Origin of the sequence: Streptomyces sp. NPDC048191 (assembly GCF_040652655.1) — a bacterium.
Lineage (GTDB): Bacteria > Actinomycetota > Actinomycetes > Streptomycetales > Streptomycetaceae > Streptomyces.
In genome coordinates this window covers 1-21,442 of the sequence record NZ_JBEZMO010000037.1, presented here as the reverse complement: position 1 = coordinate 21,442, position 21,442 = coordinate 1, and the positions used below count along the sequence as shown (strand labels likewise).

19 protein-coding genes and 2 pseudogenes are annotated in these 21,442 nt (G+C 68.8%); 4 read left to right on the top strand and 17 right to left on the bottom strand.

Going from position 1 to position 21,442, the window contains the following annotated elements; all coding sequences use genetic code 11:
• Positions 1-167 precede the first annotated feature (167 nt).
• The 4 genes from AB0D93_RS36480 to AB0D93_RS36465 all read right to left on the bottom strand — a co-directional run bounded on the left by AB0D93_RS36480 (position 168) and on the right by AB0D93_RS36465 (position 4,018).
• Complete coding sequence (locus AB0D93_RS36480; protein WP_362129355.1) at positions 168-1,190, bottom strand: hypothetical protein; 1,023 nt, start codon at positions 1,188-1,190, stop codon at positions 168-170.
• Between the two features lie 116 nt (positions 1,191-1,306).
• Positions 1,307-1,834 carry a DinB family protein gene (locus tag AB0D93_RS36475; RefSeq protein ID WP_362129352.1) on the bottom strand — a complete coding sequence of 176 codons (528 nt, stop codon included), beginning with the start codon at positions 1,832-1,834 and terminating at the stop codon, positions 1,307-1,309.
• Positions 1,835-2,359: 525 nt separating this feature from the next.
• Positions 2,360-2,905, bottom strand: coding sequence for a hypothetical protein (locus tag AB0D93_RS36470; protein WP_362129349.1), 546 nt, complete (start codon positions 2,903-2,905; stop codon positions 2,360-2,362).
• Positions 2,906-3,268: 363 nt separating this feature from the next.
• Complete coding sequence (locus AB0D93_RS36465; protein WP_362129346.1) at positions 3,269-4,018, bottom strand: glucose 1-dehydrogenase; 750 nt, start codon at positions 4,016-4,018, stop codon at positions 3,269-3,271.
• A gap of 388 nt (positions 4,019-4,406) precedes the next feature.
• Between AB0D93_RS36465 and AB0D93_RS36460 the strand changes: the two genes are divergently transcribed.
• Complete coding sequence (locus AB0D93_RS36460) at positions 4,407-4,994, top strand: TetR/AcrR family transcriptional regulator (RefSeq protein ID WP_362129343.1); 588 nt, start codon at positions 4,407-4,409, stop codon at positions 4,992-4,994.
• Positions 4,995-5,589: 595 nt separating this feature from the next.
• Positions 5,590-6,033: a VOC family protein gene (locus AB0D93_RS36455; protein WP_147474078.1), complete on the top strand. Its 444-nt coding sequence runs from the start codon at positions 5,590-5,592 to the stop codon at positions 6,031-6,033.
• Between the two features lie 264 nt (positions 6,034-6,297).
• On the opposite strand, the gene AB0D93_RS36450 is transcribed toward AB0D93_RS36455, so the two are convergent.
• Positions 6,298-7,125 carry an alpha/beta hydrolase gene (locus tag AB0D93_RS36450; RefSeq protein ID WP_030172753.1) on the bottom strand — a complete coding sequence of 276 codons (828 nt, stop codon included), beginning with the start codon at positions 7,123-7,125 and terminating at the stop codon, positions 6,298-6,300.
• 341 nt (positions 7,126-7,466) lie between these two features.
• Here AB0D93_RS36450 and AB0D93_RS36445 point away from each other — a divergent pair, with 341 nt between their 5' ends.
• The gene (locus tag AB0D93_RS36445; RefSeq protein WP_362129338.1) at positions 7,467-8,954 is read left to right on the top strand and encodes an FAD-dependent monooxygenase; all 1,488 of its coding nucleotides are present in this window, start codon (positions 7,467-7,469) and stop codon (positions 8,952-8,954) included.
• Positions 8,955-9,022: 68 nt separating this feature from the next.
• Here the strand turns inward: AB0D93_RS36445 and AB0D93_RS36440 are convergent, their stop codons facing one another.
• Entirely contained in the window at positions 9,023-9,658 is a 636-nt protein-coding gene (locus tag AB0D93_RS36440) for a TetR/AcrR family transcriptional regulator (RefSeq protein ID WP_362129334.1), read from the bottom strand.
• Between the two features lie 101 nt (positions 9,659-9,759).
• Between AB0D93_RS36440 and AB0D93_RS36435 the strand changes: the two genes are divergently transcribed.
• Positions 9,760-10,203 carry a nuclear transport factor 2 family protein gene (locus tag AB0D93_RS36435; RefSeq protein WP_362129331.1) on the top strand — a complete coding sequence of 148 codons (444 nt, stop codon included), beginning with the start codon at positions 9,760-9,762 and terminating at the stop codon, positions 10,201-10,203.
• A 56-nt stretch (positions 10,204-10,259) separates the two neighbouring features.
• Here AB0D93_RS36435 and AB0D93_RS36430 read toward each other — a convergent pair whose 3' ends face one another.
• From AB0D93_RS36430 to AB0D93_RS36380, 11 genes and pseudogenes are all read right to left on the bottom strand, one after another.
• Positions 10,260-10,493 carry a hypothetical protein gene (locus AB0D93_RS36430; protein ID WP_362129458.1) on the bottom strand — a complete coding sequence of 78 codons (234 nt, stop codon included), beginning with the start codon at positions 10,491-10,493 and terminating at the stop codon, positions 10,260-10,262.
• A 131-nt stretch (positions 10,494-10,624) separates the two neighbouring features.
• Positions 10,625-11,365, bottom strand: a pseudogene (locus tag AB0D93_RS36425) (IS701 family transposase); the annotation flags it as partial.
• Between the two features lie 140 nt (positions 11,366-11,505).
• Positions 11,506-13,203 carry a hypothetical protein gene (locus tag AB0D93_RS36420; RefSeq protein ID WP_362129328.1) on the bottom strand — a complete coding sequence of 566 codons (1,698 nt, stop codon included), beginning with the start codon at positions 13,201-13,203 and terminating at the stop codon, positions 11,506-11,508.
• Positions 13,204-13,502: 299 nt separating this feature from the next.
• Positions 13,503-14,321 (bottom strand): annotated as a pseudogene (locus tag AB0D93_RS36415) (ABC transporter substrate-binding protein); the annotation flags it as partial.
• 248 nt (positions 14,322-14,569) lie between these two features.
• Positions 14,570-15,190 (bottom strand): ATP-binding protein, encoded by a 621-nt coding sequence (locus tag AB0D93_RS36410; RefSeq protein ID WP_362129325.1) that lies wholly within the window; start codon positions 15,188-15,190, stop codon positions 14,570-14,572.
• 113 nt (positions 15,191-15,303) lie between these two features.
• A complete protein-coding gene (locus AB0D93_RS36405) occupies positions 15,304-16,119 on the bottom strand; it encodes an aquaporin (protein ID WP_362129322.1) in 816 nt (271 codons plus the stop codon).
• Between the two features lie 407 nt (positions 16,120-16,526).
• Positions 16,527-17,048: a patatin-like phospholipase family protein gene (locus tag AB0D93_RS36400; protein ID WP_362129319.1), complete on the bottom strand. Its 522-nt coding sequence runs from the start codon at positions 17,046-17,048 to the stop codon at positions 16,527-16,529.
• On the bottom strand, positions 17,048-18,292 hold the full coding sequence (locus tag AB0D93_RS36395) for an alpha/beta hydrolase fold domain-containing protein (RefSeq protein ID WP_362129316.1): 1,245 nt from the start codon (positions 18,290-18,292) through the stop codon (positions 17,048-17,050). Before AB0D93_RS36395 ends, AB0D93_RS36400 begins: the two co-directional genes overlap by 1 nt.
• Position 18,293: 1 nt before the next feature.
• Positions 18,294-18,716 carry a universal stress protein gene (locus AB0D93_RS36390; RefSeq protein ID WP_362129313.1) on the bottom strand — a complete coding sequence of 141 codons (423 nt, stop codon included), beginning with the start codon at positions 18,714-18,716 and terminating at the stop codon, positions 18,294-18,296.
• A gap of 30 nt (positions 18,717-18,746) precedes the next feature.
• Positions 18,747-20,003, bottom strand: coding sequence for a YbfB/YjiJ family MFS transporter (locus tag AB0D93_RS36385; RefSeq protein WP_362129310.1), 1,257 nt, complete (start codon positions 20,001-20,003; stop codon positions 18,747-18,749).
• A gap of 191 nt (positions 20,004-20,194) precedes the next feature.
• The gene (locus AB0D93_RS36380; protein WP_362129307.1) at positions 20,195-20,995 is read right to left on the bottom strand and encodes an aquaporin; all 801 of its coding nucleotides are present in this window, start codon (positions 20,993-20,995) and stop codon (positions 20,195-20,197) included.
• Between the last annotated feature and the right edge of the window lie 447 nt (positions 20,996-21,442).

Below are 21,442 nucleotides of genomic sequence, written 5' to 3'. Positions count from 1 at the left end.
TTCAGCGGCCGGTTCCCGCTCAACCTATCCACCACGTGCTCTCAAAGACGGCGACACCCGCACCGACACCAGCCTTGGGTCACCCGATCAGGCTGGCTCGCCTTCGCACTATGTGTCGATCCCGTGCTCGGGACCAGGACTTCGCGCTGCCACAGAAGGCGGTGTCCCTACGGCCAGGCCGCCGTGGTGGACTTCGGAGGCTGCCGGACCGGTGGGCCCAACCGCGGTGTACCGGTCCGGCAGCCCGGGAGCCGGGCGTCGAGGGCGCGTGCGGCTCCCCAGTGGTAGCGGTGGGCGAGGGGTGCCCACTCCTCGTCCGCCGGCCGGGGGAGGTTGACCAGGGCCCGTACGGCTGCCGCCCATTCGTCTGTGGCGGCCACTGCGGCGTGGTACCAGACCGGTGCCAGGGCGATCAGGCAGACACCGGTGAAGACCAGCACGGGTCGGTTGGCGTGGGCGGCCGGCAGCGAGGCGAATGCGGTGACGGCCAACGCGGCGTGCCCGTACAGCAGAGCCACGAAGAAGTCGACGCTGGTGCGAGCGGTGACGACTTGCTTGGTCGGCTCCGGGGCGGCGCTCGTCAGTTCGTTCCACAGCACCTGCGTGTCGAGGCGGTATCGATCGTATCCGTACTCCTCAAAGCGGCGGATGGCGTTACCGAGCCGGGTCGGGGCGATCTGCTCGTCGCTCACCGGATACCGACTGAGCTTCTCCTGGAGGAGGGCACGTCGGATGGACGACGTCGAAGTGGGGTCGGCAAGGCGGTCCGCTGTCCTTCGACGTCGGCGTCGCTGGACCCGGCAGCCTCGCTCGTATGCGGCTGTCGGCCACAGGGCGTAACCCTCCAGGAGGCGGTAGAGGGGTGTCTGCACGGCATTCAGGACGAGTCCGAGCAGGACGGCGGCTACAAGCAACAGCAGAGGGGTGGGGCCGTGCGATGTCGGCCACAGAGGATCGAGCACCGGAGAGCGGCGCAGGCTCGGGGCAACGGCGACGGCAAAGACAGCAAGGTTGAGCGCGGCTGGCAGGACCCACCCGACCAGCAGTGCCCAACCGAACACAGTCCGGTCAGGGACACGGCGGCGGTGACAGCCAAGCGGGTGGCCCGCGGAGAATTCCTCCCGAGCGGGCAGGAGCGCCAGGAACTGGTTCCAGAGGGGTTCGAGCAGGCAAGATGGCAGTGCGGGCACGGCTGTCCTTCGCGATCATCAAGCGCAGAGAACTCCATGATCGCGTGGACCCGTGGCCACTCGGAGCCCCCACCACGTCCGGGGCACCTGCTGCCCGGTCGGCCTGAGAAGGAAGCTCAGTCGCCCGTCGCCCCGTCGGTCCGCTCCCGAAGGAAGTCAGCGTGGCCGTTGTGGCGGGCGTACTCCTGGATCATCAACACGTAGACCCAGCGCAGGCTGAGACAAACTCCGCGAGAGGACATGAAGGTCTCGTCGAGGTCGTGTCCGGCCGCCGCCGCGTCACACGCGTTGACCTCGGTCTGGAACAGTCCGAAGTCTCTCTCCGCATCGGCTGTGCGCACTCCGTCGAGTCCCTCATTGCCATCTGACGGGCCGGTGAAGACATCGCCGATATCCTCACCCGCAAAGCTTCGTCGGAACCACCATCGCTCCACCTCCGCCATGTGCCGGACCAAGCCCAGGAGGGTGAGGTTCGACGGCTCTACGGTCGTCCGCGCCAATTGGGCCGGCTCAAGCCCGGCGCATTTGGCCAGCAACGTCTCGCGGTGCCAGTTCAGCCAACCCTCCAACATCTGACGCTCAGTTACGGTACCCAGGTCGCCTAGCTGCTTGGTGCGCTCCACCGGTGGTGCTGTCCATGCCATGGATACACCCTGCACTGCCCTACGGGAGAGATCAAATACGCACTATGGCAGTGCGGTCAGGCTGTCCTTTGCGATTACTGAGCGTAGACAACTCCGTGATCACGTAGCCCCTGGCCGCTCGGATGCCCGGGCCACCCTATTGCCGGTCGGTCTAAGGCCACGTCCGTTGGCACAAGCGCCGTACAGGCCCCGACTACAAGGCGGGTCGGGCCAGTTTGGGTCCCGCAGCAGCCGGGGCGCGTGGATGCATGAGATGCCGGGCTCGACGACGCCCTCGATGTACCCGGCGGGCGCATTGCCGTCTCCAGCGCGGCGTACGCGGCGGCGACCGCGCCGCGCGAGCCTGGCCCAGGACCACCACCAGCGGGCGGTCCAGCTGGTCCACCGCGTAGTTGAAGGCCCCGCTACGTCAGTCTGCTCGCCGCCCGCACCGCCGGACACCTCGATGCGGACGAGGTCCTCGCTGAGCCTGCAACGCACTCTGTCGACCCGCTCTGGATCGCTCCCGGGGGCTGGCAGGGCACGTCAGGTCGTGCTCCGGCCCTCGCGTTCGGGGGATCCGTGCGGGTAGTCGGTGGGGAGCCATTCGCCGACGCTGAACAGGCGGCTGCGGAGCAGGTCGCTGTCGGGCTTCAGGAGGCGGCTCGGGGTGTGCTCGTCCAGATCGAGCCAGGACCGCACCATGCGGTCGTCTTCGGGCTGGTTGAGGTTGGCGATGACGCATGTCAGCGCGCCCTGCAGGACGTGAGTGCCGGCGGCGGGGGTCCACACCCTGAGCGTGACGGGGGCGAACAGGGCGACCCGGGTGATGATGTACCGGGTCTCCGGTACCGGGTTATCCCAGTCGAGGTGGGTGTCCGCGAGGGGATACGGCGGGCCGGTGATCACCAGTCGTTCCAGCACGGTCGCGGGATCGTGCGCTTCGAGGGCGCACTGGGCCTGCCCGCACAGGAGCTCGAACGGGTTGCTGAGGAATCGGGCGAACAGATCGAGGGATTGGTATCTGCGGACGAATGCCGCGAAGTGGCCCTCGCTGGCTATCCCGGGGACGCCGCTGGGGGTTTCGGCCATGGTTAGCGGGCTTGTCCTTTCGCCGTGCGAGGGCGGAGGTCACCTGCGGGTGCGGTGGGGCGGGGTTGGCCCTCGGCGACTCCGACTGCGGCACCTTCTCACGCCTGATCATCATGGGCCACGCGGCCGGGAAGGTGCGGCTCGCCCCCTCCCCGGCACGGACTTCCGCGTGTGGCACACCAGGTGGCCAGCATCGCTGCAGATCTCAATCACGGTCTCAGATTCCGGATGCCATCGCTTGCGTACACGCTGGCGGGGCTGCGCCCGCCCGTTAGGTTCGGTGGGACTACCGGTGTGATCGCGACGCGGACAGACCGACTGTCGTCTTCGCCGGGACAGGCACAGCGCATCCTCCTGCGGCGATCAGATCTGGTTGAGTCCGCCATCCACGAAAAGCTCGGATCCGGTGACGAAGCTGCTCTCACCGCTGGCGAGGAACAGTGCGGCAGCAGCGACCTCGTCCGGGTGCCCCATGCGACCCAGCGGAATCTGGCTGGCGAAGGCGTCTCTCATCTGTGCGGCCTGTTCGGCGTCGGCAGCCAGGCCGGTGACGCCCGGGGTGACGATCGGGCCGGGGACCAGGGTGTTCACCCGGATCGCGCGGCCGCTCAGTTCGTTGGCCCAGGTGCGCGAGAAGGAACGGACCGCGGCCTTGGACGCGGCGTAGACGCCAAAGGCGGCGCCGCCTGAGGTTGCTGCAGTCGATCCGGTCAGGATCACCGAGGCGCCGTCGTTGAGCAGCGGAATGGCCTTCTGAACAGTGAAGAGCATTCCCCGCACGTTGATGTTGAAGGTGGCGTCGAAGTGCTCCTCGGTGACCTGCTCAAGAGCAGCGAACTCACCGCCGCCCGCGTTGGCGAACAGTACGTCGATGGGCCGGCCTCGCTCGGCGACAACCGCGTAGAGGCGGTCGATGTCCGCGAGATCCGCGACGTCGCCCCTGACGGCGGTGGCTTCGCCGCCGATCTCGGCCAGCGCGGCGTCGAGGGCCTCCTGCCGGCGGCCGGTGATGAACACGTGGGCGCCTTCACGTGCGAATCGTTTGGCGGTGCCCAGTCCGATTCCGCTGTTGCCTCCGGTGATGACTGCCGTCTTCCCGTCAAGCTGTCCCATGATCGTTTACCCCTGTCCGGTGCGAACGCGTGCACCAAGTGTCACTGCGGTTTTACAGCTCGAACCGGATGGTCCCGAGCCCAGTTATGGACTGTACGGTAAAGAACCTCGTTCTGGACCGTACGGACAAAAATGTGACTGCGGGCACGCTGTCGAGGCGCGACAGGGCGGCCGGCGCGGGCCTGTCCGCGCCGGCCGCCGGGAAAACCCCTGGGGAGAGCCGTGCATTGCACGCCCCCTATCGCCCGGCCTCACTCTGCACGCCGGCCCTGCACGGCGGCGACGAGGGGAACACCCAGGTCCTCCCGCGTCACCGCGAGTGGCCGGGCCTGTGCTGTGTGCCCGACGATCTGGACCGATAGGTCAAGAAGGACGTACGCTGTTTGTCATGGGACGACCGCGGAATTTCGATGACAACCAGGTACTGGAGTCTGCGCGCGAGCAGTTCTGGAATCAGGGATACGCGGCTACATCACTGCAGAACCTGACGGACGCCACCGGACTGGGCAAGGGAAGTCTGTACGGCGCCTTCGGCGACAAGCGGCAGCTGTTCTTGCACGTACTGGACGGCTACCGCGAGGAACAGCTGAACGGCGTCCGGGCGGTCCTCACCGGGCCCGGGACGCCCTTCGAGCGCCTGACCCTGCTCGTTGAGGGGGTGGCCAAGGGATTCACGCAGGACCCGCAGCGCCGCGGCTGTCTTCTGGTCAACAGCACGTCCGAGCTGCACAGCAACGATCCGGATGTGGTCTCCCGAGCCCGGACCACCTATCAGGCGGTCGAAGATCTTCTGATCGCCTGCGTAAAGGAAGCCCAGGACGACGGGACGGTCGAACCGAGCGCGGACGCCCAGGAGCTCGGGAGACTGCTCCTCGCCGTCATGCAGGGCATCGAGTTTCTCGCCAAGACCGACATGGACGGCTCAGCTCTGCTGCAGATAGGCCAGGCCGCCCTCAAGCAGCTGTCCCGGCACTGAACATCCTGCGGCTCGGCATCGCCACAGGTGCCGACAAGCAGCGATCAGGATGGGCCCGCCTGGGATCGGCGCGCGAGCGTCCAGCACACCTGCCCTTCGCACGTTCCCACGAGTCGGCCGCCCGCCCCAGCACAGTTGCCCACCCGCCCCTTTCGTCATGCCCTTGAGCGGGCCCTCTTCCGCCGTGCGGCTGCGCCGTCGACTGCGCCACACCGTGGGCCGGACGACGCTCTGGCGGCCGATGGCGCCGGACTGTTTCACACGAGCGCTGCGGGCGAGCTCTGCACATTCCCGCACAGGACCTTCTTCGCGGCTCTCTTTCGAATGCCGACGGCGCGGTGAGCGCTCAAATAGTGCATTGATCGACTGACTTCGCAACGCATTTGAAGGAGCATGCGTTCTTGACTGTACGGTCCATAACTTCTACCTTTGAACTGCGACCCGCGGATTCGCTACTGCAAGGGGACGTCGGGTCGGCGGTAGACAGGTACAGACTGCTCCGCTGCACGGTAGGGAAACGCCGGGGCAGGACTGCGCGACGGTCTCGCGTGCCCCTCCGCAAACGACTGCACACGCCCAACGAAAAGTGATCACCATGACCACCCCTCCCCAGCCGCTCTTCACCTACAGCCTTCACAATGTGACGATTTCCGTCAGTGACCTCGACGCGTCGATCCAGTGGTGGAATCGGGTGTTCGGCCTCACCCTGCTGGCAAAGTCCCGCTTCGACGCCATCGGAGCGGACGTTGCCTTCTTGGAGGGGCCCGGTTTTCGGCTGGAGCTCCTTCAGCCCGCAAACGGTGTGCGGATCCCTGAACTGACGGCAGAGCCCCCCGCCCACATCCGCCCGATCGGCAACAAGGCCCTGGTCTTCCGTGTCGAGGACCTCGACAGTGTGACCCGCACCTTCCGTGATCTGGGGGTGACGACCGTCTGGGAGCAGATGGACCTCGGCGACGGCAGTATCTCGACCGCGATCCGTGACAACGACGGAAATCTCATCAACGTCTTCCAGCAAGGCGCAAGCCCCGTCGGCTGACACGGCGAACCGATCAACCTGGCCGCCGAGCCAGATTCAGCCGCCCCGGACGTAGTTGTCCGGGACATGGTTCGGGAGCGCCGCGGACCGCCGCCGCTGCCCTAACGCAGGTTTGCGGCGGCCGGCCGGCGAATGCCCTTTGCGCATGCGGCCAACGCGCGGTCTGTCAGGCGATGAGCCGCCCCTCCCGGGCGGCCAATTCGCGGCGCCGATTCCCAGCAGTTCCAGCGGCAGTGCTGCCGCTCACCGGGGCGCGAGCCGTCGCTAACTCCGCGCGAACTCAAGCAGGTCTTTGTTGAAGATCTCGGCGTACTTGGGCACCATCGCAAGGCCATGAGGCGCGCCCTCGTAGACCTTGTACTGCGCGCCCTTGACGATCTTGGATGATTTGGCGCCCGCGGAGACGATGGGCACGATCTGGTCGTCGTCGCCATGCACGATCAGTGTCGGTACGTCGACCTTCTTCAGGTCCTCGGTCGTGTCCGTCTCAGAGAACGCTTTGATGCAGTCGTAGGCGCCCTTGATGCCGACTGTCATGCTCCAGAGCCAGAACTCGTCACGCGTTCCCTGGGAGACGGTCGAGCCCTCACGGTTGGCACCGTAGAACGGGGCACTGAGATCCTTGTAGTACTGCGAGCGGTCCGTGAGCACACCCTGGCGGATCTCGTCGAACACCTCGATCGGCAGGCCCTCAGGGTTGGCTTCCGTCTTCAGCATCAGCGGCGGGATCGCGCCGAGCAGGACCAGCTTGGCGACCCGTGCCGTGCCGTGCCGGCCGATGTAGCGGGTGACTTCGCCGCCGCCGGTGGAGTGCCCGACCAGAATGACGTCGTGCAGGTCTTCGGTTTCGATGACCGCGGCCAGGTCGTCGGCGTACGTGTCGAGGTTGTTGCCGTCCCAGGGCTGACCGGAGCGGCCGCCACCGCGCCGGTCGTGAGCGATGGCGCGGAATCCGTTGTCCACCATGAGCTTCATCTGGGGGTCCCAGGCGTCGGCGGTGAGCGGCCAGCCGTGGGAGAAGAGCACGGGCTGGCCCGAGCCCCAGTCCTTGTAGAAGATCTGCGTGCCGTCCTCGGCGGTGGCGAAGGGCATGGTCGCGCTCCTCTCGATGTCCGCTCGCGGGCCCCTTACGTCACGCCCTCCGGGGATGTGACGTAAGGGGCCCGCATGAGGTCAACGTTAATTGCGGGGCAGCGATTCAGCGCGTCTGGAACCACCGCTTCGGTACGAGTGGGACGGTCGTTGCCTGACAGGCGAGGAAGTGGTCTGTCTCGTACGGTGGCCCTTGGGTCAGGAGAATTCACCGATTACGCCACCCGAGTGAACTCCGGGCGCAGTCACCCACCCGCCCTGAACATCACCACCGGTGGCGGGCAGCAGCCGGGCGACCCCGGGTCGTCACTACTCGTTCTGTGACACGCGGAGGTCAGGACATGGGATCCGACGTTGACGTGCTGGTCGTCGGTGCTGGTCCAGCGGGGTTGCTGCTCGCAGGTGACCTGGCCGAGGCCGGAGTGCGCTGCACCGTCGTGGAACGGCGAGAAGGGGAATCCCAGCTGACACGCGCATTCGCCGTTCACGCCCGGACGATGGAGCAACTGGACGCCCGCGGCCTGGCCGACGACCTGCTTCTGACCGGCCTCCGCAACCCGATCTTGCAATTTCTGCGGATCGATCTGTCGCACCTGCCGACCCGTTACCCCCACGTGCTCGTGACGCCCCAGTACAACACCGAGCGACTGCTCCTGTCCCGCGCCCTGACACACGGCGTGAACATCATGCGGGCCCACGAAGTGACCGGCGTCCAGCAGGACCCGAGCGGTGTCGACGTCACCGTGAAGACACCAGCCGGCACTGAACACAGCCTGCGCGCAGACTTCGTCGTCGGCGCAGACGGACGAAACAGCTGCGTGCGCCAGTCCCTCGGCCTCCCGTTCCCCGGCCGCTCCGCCGTTCGCTCCATGATGCTCGCAGACGTCCGGATGGCTGATCCGCCGAAGAAGCCGCCCACCGTGGCAGCGACCGGAGACGCCTTCGCCATTGTCGTCCCGTTCGGCGACGGCTGGTTCAGGGTCATGGCCTGGAATCGCCACCACCCCATGCCCGACAACGCCTCGGTCGATCTGGAAGAAATCAAGGACGTCGCCCGCCAGGCGCTCGGCAGCGACTTCGGCATGCACGACCCTCGCTGGCTCTCCAGATTCCACAGCGACGAACGCCAGTCACCCCGCTACCGAGTAGGCCGAGTATTCCTCGTCGGCGACGCCGCCCACGTCCATTCCCCGGCCGGCGGCATGGGCCTCAACACCAGCATCCAGGACTCCGCAAACCTGAGCTGGAAACTCGCAGCCGTTCAGTGTGGCCGCGCACCGGACACCCTGCTCGACAGCTATCACAACGAACGGCACCCGGTGGGACGCCGGGTTTTGCGGATGAGCGGGGCACTGCTCCGCGGCGTCCTCACCACACCACGGGCATTGTGCGGCCTTCGTGACTTGTCAGCGCGTACGGTGCTGCAAACCCCACCAGTGGCCCGACGACTGGCCATGGCAATCTCGGGAATCGACATTTACTACGCCGCCGCGGTCGGCGCGCATCCCCTTGTCGGGAAGCGGGCACCTGACGTCCCCCTCAGCGACGGACGCAGACTCTACGAAGCCCTCCGTAAGCGACGGTTCGTCCTTGTCACACCGTCCGACACGGAGCGCTTCCCCTCACTGATCACAGAGTGGGCCGGCGAGGTGGAGATCGTATCCCCGAAAGGCGCTACCAAAAAGAGTGTTCTGGTCAGACCAGACGCCTATATCGCATGGGCCATCTCGGACGAGTCACCTGAACATCGCATCGACGCGGCCCGTAAAGCATTGACCGAATGGTGCGGCACACAGGGCTCCAGCTCTGTAGCCCCTTCGCCCGACTAGTACTCCAGCCGTAGAGCGTGATCCTTACGGTTTCAGGCTGCCCGGAACGTAGGCTGTCCGCTCCGCTTTCAGGGGCAGGAATGTCCGTGCGGCAAGGGCCCTTCAACGCTCCCGGTGCACGCCTTCAGCCCGTCGCGGACGACCGCGCGGGCGCGCTTCGCGGACTCCGGGTGGCCGTCCAGGTGCTCCAGCATGCGGCAGGTGCCCACCAGGATCGCCGTCAGCTCCGGTACCTCCAGGTCCCGTCGCACCACGCCAGCCCGCTGGGCGCCATCGAGAAGCGCGGTGAGCACCTGGCCCAGGGCACGTCCAGCCTCGGAGGTAGCGGCCCGGACATCGACTCCCGCGTCCGCGAGCGCCGCAGCGAAGGCATTCTTGACCGGAGACTGATCCAGCACCAGGTCGAAGAACGCGAAGAGAGCGTCCGTCGGGCCGATCTCGGCCGCCAGGCGTCGTCCCTCCTCGGCCAGCCGTTCCAATCTCCGGACGAGCACCGCTTCCAACAGGGCTTCCTTGGTGGGGAAATGCCGGAACACGGTGGCGATTCCGACGTTCGCATGGCGGGCGATCTCCTCCGTGGACGCGCCGGTGCCCTGCGCGGTGAAGACCGCCTCAGCGACCTCCAGCAGTCGCGCGCGGTTTCGCCGTGCGTCGGCGCGCAAGGGCTTCGCGCCCGTGACGGGGGGAGTCTGATCAGTCGTCAAGTGGCCCTCACCATGCCTGGACAAACGGAGTCGCGTATCCGTATCGTTCGGAAACGGAGTCGCCTATCCGATTATAGGTGGCAGGATCACGGAGGTCAGTCATGTCTGCACCAACTACGCCGCAGGAGATCTTCGAGCGGTTGATCGGTCTCATCTCGGCGGGCAAGTGGGGCGAACTCACTGAGCTCTACGCGGAGGACGCCGAGGTGGAGATCGTCTTCTCGCCGGTTCCCCCACGCCGTATCCACGGCCGGGCGGAACTCCGTAAGCGCTTCGCCGCCCTGGAGGCCGCCGACGCGATCCGCCTGCGCGCCGAGAACATCCACGTCCACAAGACCGACGACCCCGAGGTCGTGATCGCGGAGTTCGACTACGAGGGCCTGTACCCCGACACCGGCCGCACCTTCCGTACCGCCAACATCCAGGTCCTGCGCATCAGGGACGGCTTGATCGTCGAGACCCGCGACTTCCACGACCACCTCACCTTCGCCGCAGCGGACGGACGCGCGAGCCAGTTGCTCGCCGCGCTGGACCAGCAAGGGTGACTGATGCATGACGAGAGGTCGGGCTGCCGCGAGAGCAGAAAGCAGGTAGCCCGTGATCACGCTGGGGCGGCAGCCTGGCGGCGGTAGTGGCTGGCTCGGGATCGGGCCTGGTGGCGGCGTCTCCAGTGGGACCAGCGGAGCTGGTGGGCCGTGTCGTGGACGCGCTGGGCGATGAGCGTGATGAACAGACGTGCGATCTCGCTGCAGGTAAGCGGGATCAGGTCGTCCGGCACGGGATGGCGGGCGCCTTCGTCGGCGCGGACGACCGCCAGGAAAGCGTAGGCGAGCATGGCGAGGGTGACCCAGCGAGACCAGGACGTATAGCGGCGGAGCTGGTGCTCGTCCAGTCCGGGCCAGGCCCTTTCCGGACTGGAACGTCTCCTCGACTCGCCACCTCGATCCAGCGACCTTCACCAGGGCCGATGGGACCTCTGCGTTCCGGTGCCACAGGCTCGGCGTCGAACGGGTGGGCGGTCACGTCCGCGCGGACGGCCAGCACGTAGCCGATTCCGCGGTCGGACAGCGCGGCTCGCAGGTGTGCATTGGTGCCGTAGGCGGCGTCGGCCACCACGACCGGCGGCCTCATGCCCCAGCCGGCCAGCGTGTCGAGCATGTCCAAGGCCAGGCGCCACTTCTCGCGATGCGTGACCTCGGGCGGAACGCGGGTCACGGTCCGGCGCTCGGTGTCCGAGGCCCATTCTTCAGGCAGGAACAGGCGTCACTGCAGTGGACAGGAGGCGGTATCACTCGCGGCGTGGACACTGACCGTGACCTGGCAGTTCGCCCGCTTGCCCAACGCTCCGCAGTACTGCGGAGCCACGCCGACCGACATCCGGCCGTCCTTGGGCACCGACACATCATCGATCACCCGGGCCGTCGGGTCGATCAGCGGCAGCATCCGCTCGCAGATGCGCCGCTGCACCGGAACCGGATTGCACGTGGACTGGTTCACGAACTGCTGCAGGTTCTGCTCGTTGCCGTCCGGCAGCCGCGAAGCCATTGCCTGGATCGACTTACGACGACCGTCCAGCATCAGCCCCCGCAGGTAGCAGTCGCCCTTGGCCCGTTGATCCTTCCGTGGCACCGAGGCAAATACATCGGCTACGAATAACGCCAACGTCGCCCGGAGTTGTTCGTGTCCTGCTTGTCCAGCATCAGCCAAAGGGCTGACCGACGCATGCCCGTTTGAAGCACCGTACGCCCGCGACGCTGGAGGAGACCTGACCGATTGACGACGTCGGCTCCGGCCCACGTCGAAGAACGCGAGCCGAAGCCAAACGGGAAACGGGAAGATGATGGTGGTCAGTCCGCGGAGCGCACGGTGGGCATGGCCAGGGCGACCGGACCGGTGTCGGAGCCGCTCTTGCAGGAGTCGTGGCAGTCCTTCTCCAGGCTGCAGCACAGGGAGCAGATCGCCCCGGCGTGGAAGGGGCAGTTCGCCACGTCCGGCCGTTCGAAGCCGGTGGCGCACACGGTGCAGGTCAGCATCGCCGCCGAGGGCAGCCCGTCCGCCCCGAGCAGCGGTTCTGTCAGGTCGTCGACGCGGGCGATGTAGTACTTGCCCTTGGTGAGCACCGCGAACAGCGGTGAGAGGACCATGGCCAGGAACAGGGCGATGAAGGGGGAGTACGCCTTGCCGTAGTCGCCGAAGGCCTGGAAGTAGGCGGCGATGGAGACGACGGAGGCGATGAGCATCGAGCCGAAGCCGACCGGGTTGAAGTTGTACAGGTGGGCGCGCTTGAACTCGATGTACGAGGGGCTGAGCTTCAGCGGCTTGTTGATGACGAGGTCGGCGACGACCGCGCCGATCCAGGCGATGGCCACGTTGGAGTAGAAGCCGAGGACGGTGTTGAGGAAGCCGAAGACGCCGCCCTCCATCAGGGCGAGCGCGATGCCGACGTTGAGGAAGATGTAGACGACCCGGCCGGGGTGGCGGTGGGTGAGGCGGGAGAAGAAGTTGGACCAGGACAGCGAGCCGGAGTACGCGTTCGTCGAGTTGATCTTTATCTGGGAGAGGATCACGAAGAACGTGGCCAGACCCAGGGCGACGGGTGCGGCGAAGGTCTTGAAACCGTGGACGTACTGCTGGATCGGCTCGTTGGCTTTGGACAGGCCCACGCTGCCGGCGATGTAGAAGGCGAGGAAGGCCCCGCCGATTTGCTTGGCCGCTCCGAGCACCACCCAGCCCGGGCCGGCGGAGAGCACGGCGCCCCACCACTTCTTGCTGTTCTCGGGCGTCTTGTCGGGCATGAAGCGCAGGTAGTCGACCTGCTCGCCGATCTGCGCGATCAGGGACAGGGCCACGCCGGCGCCCGCGCCGACGCCGAGCATGCTGATACCGGAGCCGGTGGGGGAGTTGCCGGCGAAGTGCGTGAACTGCGAGAACTTGTCCGGCTCCTGGATGGCGATGGACACGAACGGAGCGACCATCAGCACCAGCCAGATCGGCTGCGTCCACACCTGCATCTTCGACAGCGCCGTCATGCCGTAGATGACCAGCGGGAGGATGATGAGCGAGCAGATCAGATAGCCGACGGCGAGCGGGATGTGCAGCCCCAGTTCCAGGGCCTGTGCCATGATCGAGCCTTCGAGGGCGAAGAAGATGAAGGTGAAGCTGGCGTAGATGACCGAGGTGAGCGTGGATCCGAGGTAGCCGAAGCCCGCACCCCGGGTCAGCAGGTCCATGTCGATGGAGTACTTCGCTGAGTAGTACGAGATCGGGATGCCGGTCAGGAAGATGACCACTGCCGCGGCCAGAATCGCCACCATGGCGCTGGAGAAGCCGTTGGAGATGGCGATGGAGCCGCCGATGGCGAAGTCGGCGAGGTAGGCGATGCCGCCGAGTGCCGTGGTGGCCACCACGTAGGGGGTCCAGCGGCGGAAGGACTTCGGCGCGTAGCGCAGCGAGTAGTCCTCCAACGTGTCGTTCTGCGCCCAGTTGTTGTATGTCCGTCCGCCCGTATTCGCCGGCGGTGCTTCCTTGTCGACGATTTCCGTCACGACTTCCCTCTTCCCAGCACTGGGGACGACCCGGGCGGCCCCGGGTGATTGCACGGAAGAGTCACGCCGTACTGTTTCTCGAACGTTTCGCTTCCTTTAAGGGAAAGGTCTTTAACGGGCCTTTATTCGACGCGCGTAGAGGGCGCGTCGACAGGAGCGGAACCGTGTGGTCGAGGTGCCCGTCTATGGGCGACTGAGGCGAGCGAAAGGCCCGATTGAATACGATGCCTCGACTCCGCCAGATGCTTCCCGTAGAAAGTATTTCTGTGGCAGGGTAATGTCAACGGCAGGGAGCTGGGTCAGGGTTGGGTGACGATGTGCAAGTCGAAGGCATCCGCCCGTGCCAGGTACAGCCGTTGGGTGAGATGGTTGCCGCGCAGCCGCAGTACGCCGCGCGGGCCCTCGTAGGAGACCGTTTCGCCCACCGCGCCCATCGTCCTCACGTCCAGCGACCGCTCCCGCTCGGCCAGCGCCGCCAGCAGGCGCACCCCTTCGAAGCACGACTCGCCCAGACTGCCCATGACTGGGTGCCTCCACACCGAAGCGAGCCGCGTAACGGGCGCTGAAGTCAAGGCTCCCGGCGGTGGCGAGCGTCTCGAAGAAGCCGGCCGTCGCCCACAGCCCGACGGTGGCCTCCGCGCCGGTGGCCAGCAGGATGTTGTCGTCCATATGGGTGCTCAGCCGCAGACACCGCCGGTGAAGGCCGTACGCGGTGAACGCCCGGTTGAAGCGTGCCGCGTCGTCGCCGACCAGAAGCATCAGCACCGCGTCCGCCTCGCACCGCTCGATCCGGCGCAGCACCGGCCCGAACTCGTGCGTACCCAGCGGCACGAAGACCTCGTCGCGCACCAGGCCGCCGCACGCCCGGACGTATCGCCGTGCGGCGCGGGCGGTCACGCGCGGCCACACATATTCGTTGCCCACCGTGCATCAGCGTCGCGCGCCGGTCGCCTCGGCCGGCAGCCGCAATGCCGACAGCAGTTGCGCCCCTTCGGTCTCGCCGTCAGGAAGACCCCGGGCGTGCGCTCGCCGCCTGCGTACTGGGCGGTGTAGACGTAGGGCACGCGGCCTGCGATCCGCGGCAGCAGTGCCTGGCGCACGGCCGAGGTGTGCCAGCCCACCGCCCGTTGGCGGCGCGCAGTCCCCGGCGTAGTGGCGCTGCCGGTCCAGCGGCCAGTCCGGGTTGCAGTTCGGGTTGATCGCCGCCAGTGCCTGCATCCGCTCCGGATGGCCGGCCAACGCTCCGGGACGCCGCTGGTTGGACCGGCCGCTGCCCCACCCGGTCCAACGCCGTAGCCGAGAGCGCGGCGCGGCGAGTGTGCCGTGGTCGGCGAAGTACGCCCGCGCGGCCGCCAGGTTCGCAGTGTCAGCGGTAGCGTGCCCGGCCCAGAGCCGCTGCCACAGTCAGGGGTACGGTCAGGAGCGCTGCCAGCCAGAACAGGGGCCGGTAGTCGTGCGCCTGAGCGGTGGAGGCGGCCAGCCCGCTGGCCACGGCGCTGCCCACGTACAGGGCGACGCCGAACATGGCCACGCCCGTTGCGCGGGCCGTCGAAGACAGCGCCGTCGCCCACGACTGGATCATGGAGATGGCCAGGCCGCGCCCGTGCTCGGCCACCTCCCTGGGGATGACGAGGCGGTGGGCCGCCACTGGAGCTCCGGAGCCCGTCACGCACAGGTACAGCCAGCCCGTCTGCTGCAGGAGGCGGATGGTCATCTCCGCGTGGCCGTAGCGAACGGCGTTGGCAGCCAGTTCGCTGATGACCAGTTGGGCCGTATCGAGGTCGTCCGCACTCACTTTCCACCGGGTGAGCAGGTCGGTGGCCCACCGGCGGGCGACGCTCACGCTGGCGGGTTCGGAAGGCAGCGCCACCACAGCCGTCCGAACAGGACCTGCCACAGGCGGCGTCGTCGGGCGTGCGGCGTCAACGGTCCACACGGTGGGGTGAGCTGCAGGGCGGGGATGACGCGGACGCGGACGGGACAGCATGGCGACCTCCGAGGGGGCCCGCGGCGGAGGATCCGCCGCACACACGCATGTGCCCACGGGGTCATGGCCGTGCCCTCGGACCTGCTTCCCACGTTTTGGGCCCTGGGCGCAGGTCATCGGGTCCGGGTGCGCAGAGCGTCGTCGCTCCCGCACAGTCGGTAGGTGCACGGTGCGGGGGTGCCCAGGCGGCGCTGGAACAGGCAGTGGACCGCTGCTCCGAGCGACGCGCCGATCAGCGGGGCGGCCAGGTACACCCACAGCAGCTGGGTGCCACCGGACAGCAGCGCGGGACCCAGCTGGCGGGCCGGGTTCGCCGAGCCTCCGCTCAGTTGCCCCAGCACGGTGATGATCAGGGCCGTCACCGTGCCGACGGCGTAGGGCAGCCAGCGGCTGATGGCGGGGCGGGCCAGGAAGAACCCCACCATCACGACCACGAGGATGAGACAGCCGGCCTCCGCGACCACCAGCGCGGTGGTGCTCCACGCCGGGCTTGGGTGCACGGCGGCATAGCGCAACGAGGGCCGGGAGACCACCGGGCCCCAGCACAGCCGACCCAGCGCGGTGCCCGCCACCGAGCCCGCCAGCTGCGCGGCGGCGTAGGCGGGCACGTAGCGCCCGGGGAAGGCACCCATCAGCCACAGTGCGACGCTGATCGCGGGGTTCATGTGGGCGCCGGAGCAGCGTCCCGGCGGGGAGGTGATCAGCACCACGAGGACGATGCCGACCACCGCCCCCACGATGGCTGTGCCCGCGCGCGGGCTGTTCACGGCGAGCGGCGAGTCCGGTGATGTCAGCCAGCGGGCGGCGGTGACCACGCAGTACAGCAGGACGGACGTCAGCACGAACTCCCAGGCCGCGTTGGCGAGCCCGTACAGCAGGCGGCGGTCCGAGGGCGCGGTGGCAAAGCCGATGGCTTCTTCCCGGAGCACCTTATCGACGGTACGTCGCAGGGCGGCCGCACGGGCAGGGAGAGGATCGGCCGACCGGCCGTCGGTGGTCGGCCGGCCGTGGCGTGCGGCTATCGGGCGGTGGCAGCGGGCCAGATCGTGCGCACGGTGCTGGTCAGCGCCTGTCCCTGGCGCCGGCCTTGGCGGGCGGAGGCGGGCCGCCGGGCGGGGTCCAGCGGATTGGGGCCGATCGCGTCGAGTGCGGCGTCGTCGGGTGGCTGTGCGTGCGCAGCAGCGGTACCTCGCCGGCCAGTCCCTTGGATGTGGGGTTGAGGCCGGGGCCGGTGTCGGGCGCGAGGACGACCACCACGTCGTGGCCCGAGGTCGGCGTTGGTCGCGGAGCGGACGCTGCCGTCGACGTAGCGGCGTCGGGCGACGGTGGCGGGCGGCTATATGCCGGGCACGGCGCAGTTGGCCGACACGGCGGATGCCAGCGGGACGCCCGAGGTACGGTCCCACACGGCAAGATCGCCCGTGTGTGCGTCGACCGCCGTGATGAGCAGCCGGCGTGCGGGCCAGGTGTCAACGGGCAGCCGGGCTTGGACGGTCCGCATCCGCTCGGCCTCCGAGACGGTGGGCGCCGCAAGGGCCATGGCACCGATCCGGGCCCTGATCTTCCGCTCGTCGCGGGCCCCTTGTATCAGCTGGGTGAGGGCGGCCGCCGTGCCCTGCGGGTCGAAGTCGGCCTTGACCTCTTGTGAGGTGGCGGCGGGCGCCAGCTGGTCGGCGAGGAGGTGGTGAAGGCCGATGCCGCTGGTGGCCTTCACCGCCACGACCGATCCGGCCGACGTGCCAACCACCAGGTCGGAGCCCGTAAGGTCCGCCCTCGCCCCCTGCAGCGCCTGGAGCACTCCCAGCTCCCAGGCGATTCCCGTCACGCCGCCTTCGTCGTGCACCTGGGCCGTCGACATCAGCGGCCCTGCGCCTCGGGGCGGGGCGCGGCCAGAGCCTGCCGCCGTGCCTGCCCGGCCTGGCTGATCGCCGCCTGGGTGAGGGGAGAGGCCGCCAGCGGATCCTGCGCGGTGAAGGAATGGATCGCTCCCAGGTAGCGGACCGCGACCACGGGGACACCTGCCTGTGTGAGCTTGCGGGCGTAGGCCTCGCCCTCGTCGCGCAGCACGTCCGCCTCGGCCGTGATCACCAGGGCCGGCGGCAGCCCGGCCAGCTCCTTTGTGGTGGCCCGCGGTGGTGCGGCGGTCGGTTCGGTGCGCACCGAGCGGTCGGGCGCGTAGTGGTCCCAAAACCACCGCATCTGCGTGCGGGTGAGGAAGAAGCCGTCCGCGAACTGCTCGTAGGACCGCGTGTCGAAGCCGGCGTCCAGCGCCGGGCAGAACAGCACCTGCTGCAGCAGGTGGGGGCCGCCCCGGCGCTTGGCAAGCAGGGCGGTGGCGGTGGCCAGGTTGCCGCCCGCGCTGTCCCCGGCGACCGCCAGCTGGGACCCGTCCAGGCCCAGCTGCTGCCCGTGCTCGGCGATCCAGGCAGTGGCCGCGTAGACCTCTTCGAGCGCGACGGGATAGCGGGCCTCCGGTGAGCGGGTGTACTCCACGAACACCACGGCCACGCCGCCGGCGTGGGCCAGGTCGCGGGTGGTGCGGTCGTAGGAGAAGCGGTCGCCCAGCACCCAGCCGCCGCCGTGGACATACATCACCGCCGGCAGCACGCCCGAGGAGCCTTCCGGCCGCACGATCCGCGCCAGCACCGTGCCACGGGGCCCGATGGGCAGGTGCTGCTCGTGGATGTGGAGGGGCTTGAGCACCGCCCGGGCGGCGCGCTGGCCCGCCAGCGCCTCGGCCCGCGCCTGCCGGGGCGACTGGCTTTCCAGCGGCGGCGCATCGGCCGCGGCCATGAGCCTGCGCCGCTGGTGGTCGTCCACGTCGCCGTCCAGATAGATCTCCCGGACGATGGCCGGTTCGCCGTCCTGCTCCAGCCGCAACCGGACCTGCACGTCGCGCAGTGTCCAGGCGTGACGGTCGGCGTACATCCTCATGGTCATCGAGGTGCAGGCGCCCAACGCGGCGATCAGCACCTCGATGGGGTCGGGCCCCGTGTCTTGGCCGGCGGGGGCGGGTTCGTGGGCGATCAGACGGTGGGGCCCGACCGTGAGCAGGCGGGCCAGGCCTGCCTGCTCGGTGACGTGCACCGTGCGGTGGGACATCTCAGTCCTGCCCGGGATCCAGGAGCACGGCGATGCGGCTGTTGTGGGCGATCGCGATGCTGACGCTGGGGGAGAACCAGGCGGCGAGACGACTGCGGTGGTGCGGGCTGACGACGATCAGGTCGGCGTCGAAGCCCTCGGCGGCCTCCCGCACGGCCTGCGCCACATCGGATACCAACCCGTCCAGCAGTTCGCCGTCGGCCTGGACGCCGGCCTGCCGCAGGGTCGCCACGGCCGAGTCCAGGACCTGGTGGGAGGCTGCGTCGTCCTCCAGGCCGACGACGGTGTCATACACCACCTCGGAGGTGTCGATGTGCAGCACACGGACCTGTGCGCCGGTCAGGAAGGCCAGTTCGGCGGTGGTGCGGATCGCGCTGTGCGCGGCCGGGTTGCCGTCGACGGCGACCAGGATGCGGTGAAACATGGGGGTCTTGCTCCTTGAAGGGGGGTGGGGTCAGCGCTGGACGGTGCTCGGGGTGGGGGCGGCCGCGGGCGCCTCCTGGTGGTGGTGCGCAGCGGTCCGCTCGCGCTGGATGAGGGCGACGGCGGCGGAGACGGCGAGCAGCACGACGGATAGCCACAGGCCCTTGGCGATGCCTCCGGAGGAGTCGGACAGCAGCCCGGAGACCAGGGGGCCGACGGCCTGGCCGACGCTGAAGGCGACCGTCAGCAGGGCGATGCCCAGGGTCCAGGCGTGCGGGGGCAGCATCCGGCGGGCCAGGACGGTCACGGCGGTGGGCCCGGCCATGAACGTCCCGCCGAAGATGATCGCCGAGGCGATCGCGGCACCCATCCCGTGCCACAGCAGCACGGGCAGCACACCGATCAGCACGACCGCCGAGACCAGCGCGGGGGCCATGCCGCCGCGCAGCCGGCCGATCACCCGGCCCCACACCAGCAGCGTCGCCGCCGCGGAGGCCACGCCGAGCACGATGAAGAAGGTGCCAGTGCCCCAGACCTTCATGCCCTGGCTGTGCAGCAGGGCGATGACGAAGGTCATGTAGGACACGTAGCCGGCGCCGAACAGCACGTACCAGACGAACAGGGGCGTCAGCGGCTTGAGGCCGGCGCGGCCGCCGTGGGCGGCGCCGGCGGCGGTCTGCTCGGGTACCTGGCGTGCGGCCCAGGCGGCCGGTCCGATGGCGAGGAGGGCGAGCAGGCCCATCAGTAGCCACCCGGCCTGCCAGCCGGACACGCCCCAGGCGGTGAGGGCCGCGGGCACGACCACGCCGGAGAGCACCACGCCGATGCCGACGCCGGCCATGTACATCGCGACCAGGGAGGCCGAGCGGGCCTGTTGGCCGCCGCTGTGGACGCGGGAGGCGAGCGCCGAGCCAACCACGAAGGTCACCGCGGTGCTCAGGCCGCCGACGAACCGCAGGACGGTCAGGCCGGCGAAGTTGTCGCTCGCCCCGGAGGCGAGCAGGGCGAACGCACTGATGACGATGCCCCACACGAACGCTGCCCGGGAGCCGAAGCGGCGCGACCACCAGGCGGCGGTCGCGGCTCCGATGATGTAGCCCAGCGCGTTGGCGGTGTTCATCCCGCCGGCCGCCGCATAACTCCAGTGCAGCTTCTCGCGCATGGCCGGCAGCAGCAGTGCATAGGCGAACCGGGTGAAGCCCAGTGCCACCACCGGGCCCGCCGCCAAGGCCAGCGCAACCAGGAACTCCGGCCGCTGCTTGGCGGCCAGAGACGGTGAGGCGGTCATCGCACACGCTCCCAGGCAGTCGAGTTGATCATCACAGGGCCTTTCTCGAACGGTCCGGATGTCAGGATCACGGCGCTTGATCAGCGCCTTCACGGACCTTCAACCCGTGCTGTGCCGGCTGCCATGTCCGGCCTGCGGGCCGTACTGCCCACGGATCGGGCCATCTCCCAGCCGCGTGCGGCAGGCGGCGGTCATCGGACCGCCGAGCCTGTCACGGCAGGCGCACCACCGCTGGGGGCCGGTGGCGGTGAGGTGGGCAGCAGGGGCGCGTGCGGCAGGCGCCTGCGCACCAGGCCGAAGAGTCCGCCGCCCACCAGCGGGGCGATCAGGTACACCCACAGCCACGCCAGGTCGTGGGAGAACAGCTCCGGCCCGATCTGCCGGGCCGGGTTGAAACTTCCGCCCATCCATCGGCCGACCAGCACGATCAGCGCGGCGATCACCGACCCGGCGACCGCCGGCAGCCAGGAGGCCAGGCGGGGCCGGGCCGCCACGAAGGTCACTGCGGCGAGCATCACGGCGGTCGCCGCCGCCTCGGAGGCGAACACCGCTACCCAGGGGATGTGGCCGGATGCCCGGATGACGGCGTAACCGACGGCGGGATGGGCCGTCTGCGCGCCCCACACCATCCGGGCACCCGCCACCCCCGTGATCGAACCGGCCAGTTGGGCCGCGGCGTAGGCCGCCGCATCCCGCCCCCGCAGGGCACCCATCAGCCAAAACGCCAGCGAGACGGCCGGGTTCATGTGGCCGCCCGAACGCCGCCCGAACGGCGAGACGATCAGCAGGGCGACCGTGGTCCCGCTGACCACGGCGTCCGCGACCAGCCGGCCCTCCTGCGAGCCGATGGCGCGTGCTAGAAGACCCTCGGCACCGAACAGATGCCTGAACAGGGTGACCATCACCAGCAGCAGGATCGCGGTCGCGGCGAACTCGCTCAGCCACGCACGCCAGTTGTGCCGACTGCGGCTGCGCCAGCTCGGTGTTCCCACAGCATCCTCCTGATCATCGCGTGACCACACGCGTACCGACGGGACACCGGCCTGGGCACGTGCCCACCCTCCGGCTGTCCGAGCGTCCCGTTCATGGCCTTGGGCGGCCCGCTTCTACGAGGTCTTCGGGCCGCCCAGGGCGGGTGGTTGTGCGAGGTCAACCCGCGCGCCGGCCGACGGCATGCCCGCGAGCACGGCCACATGGCCCACGGATCAGGCCACGGCCGGCCGGTGCAGGACGCTTTTGCACCCCCAGCGCTGCCCGCCTGTTCCCTCATCCCGGCGGGCGCCACCGGGCCCGCGACGAGCGACGGCGCCCGCACCGGCCCCTCGGCCCGTGCACGCCGTCGCGGGGGCCCCCCCCCGGGGGGGGGGGGGGGGCGCGCCCGCCGCGCGGCGCCCGGCCGGCCCGCCGGGGGTCATCAAACATCACAAAAACAAAAGACA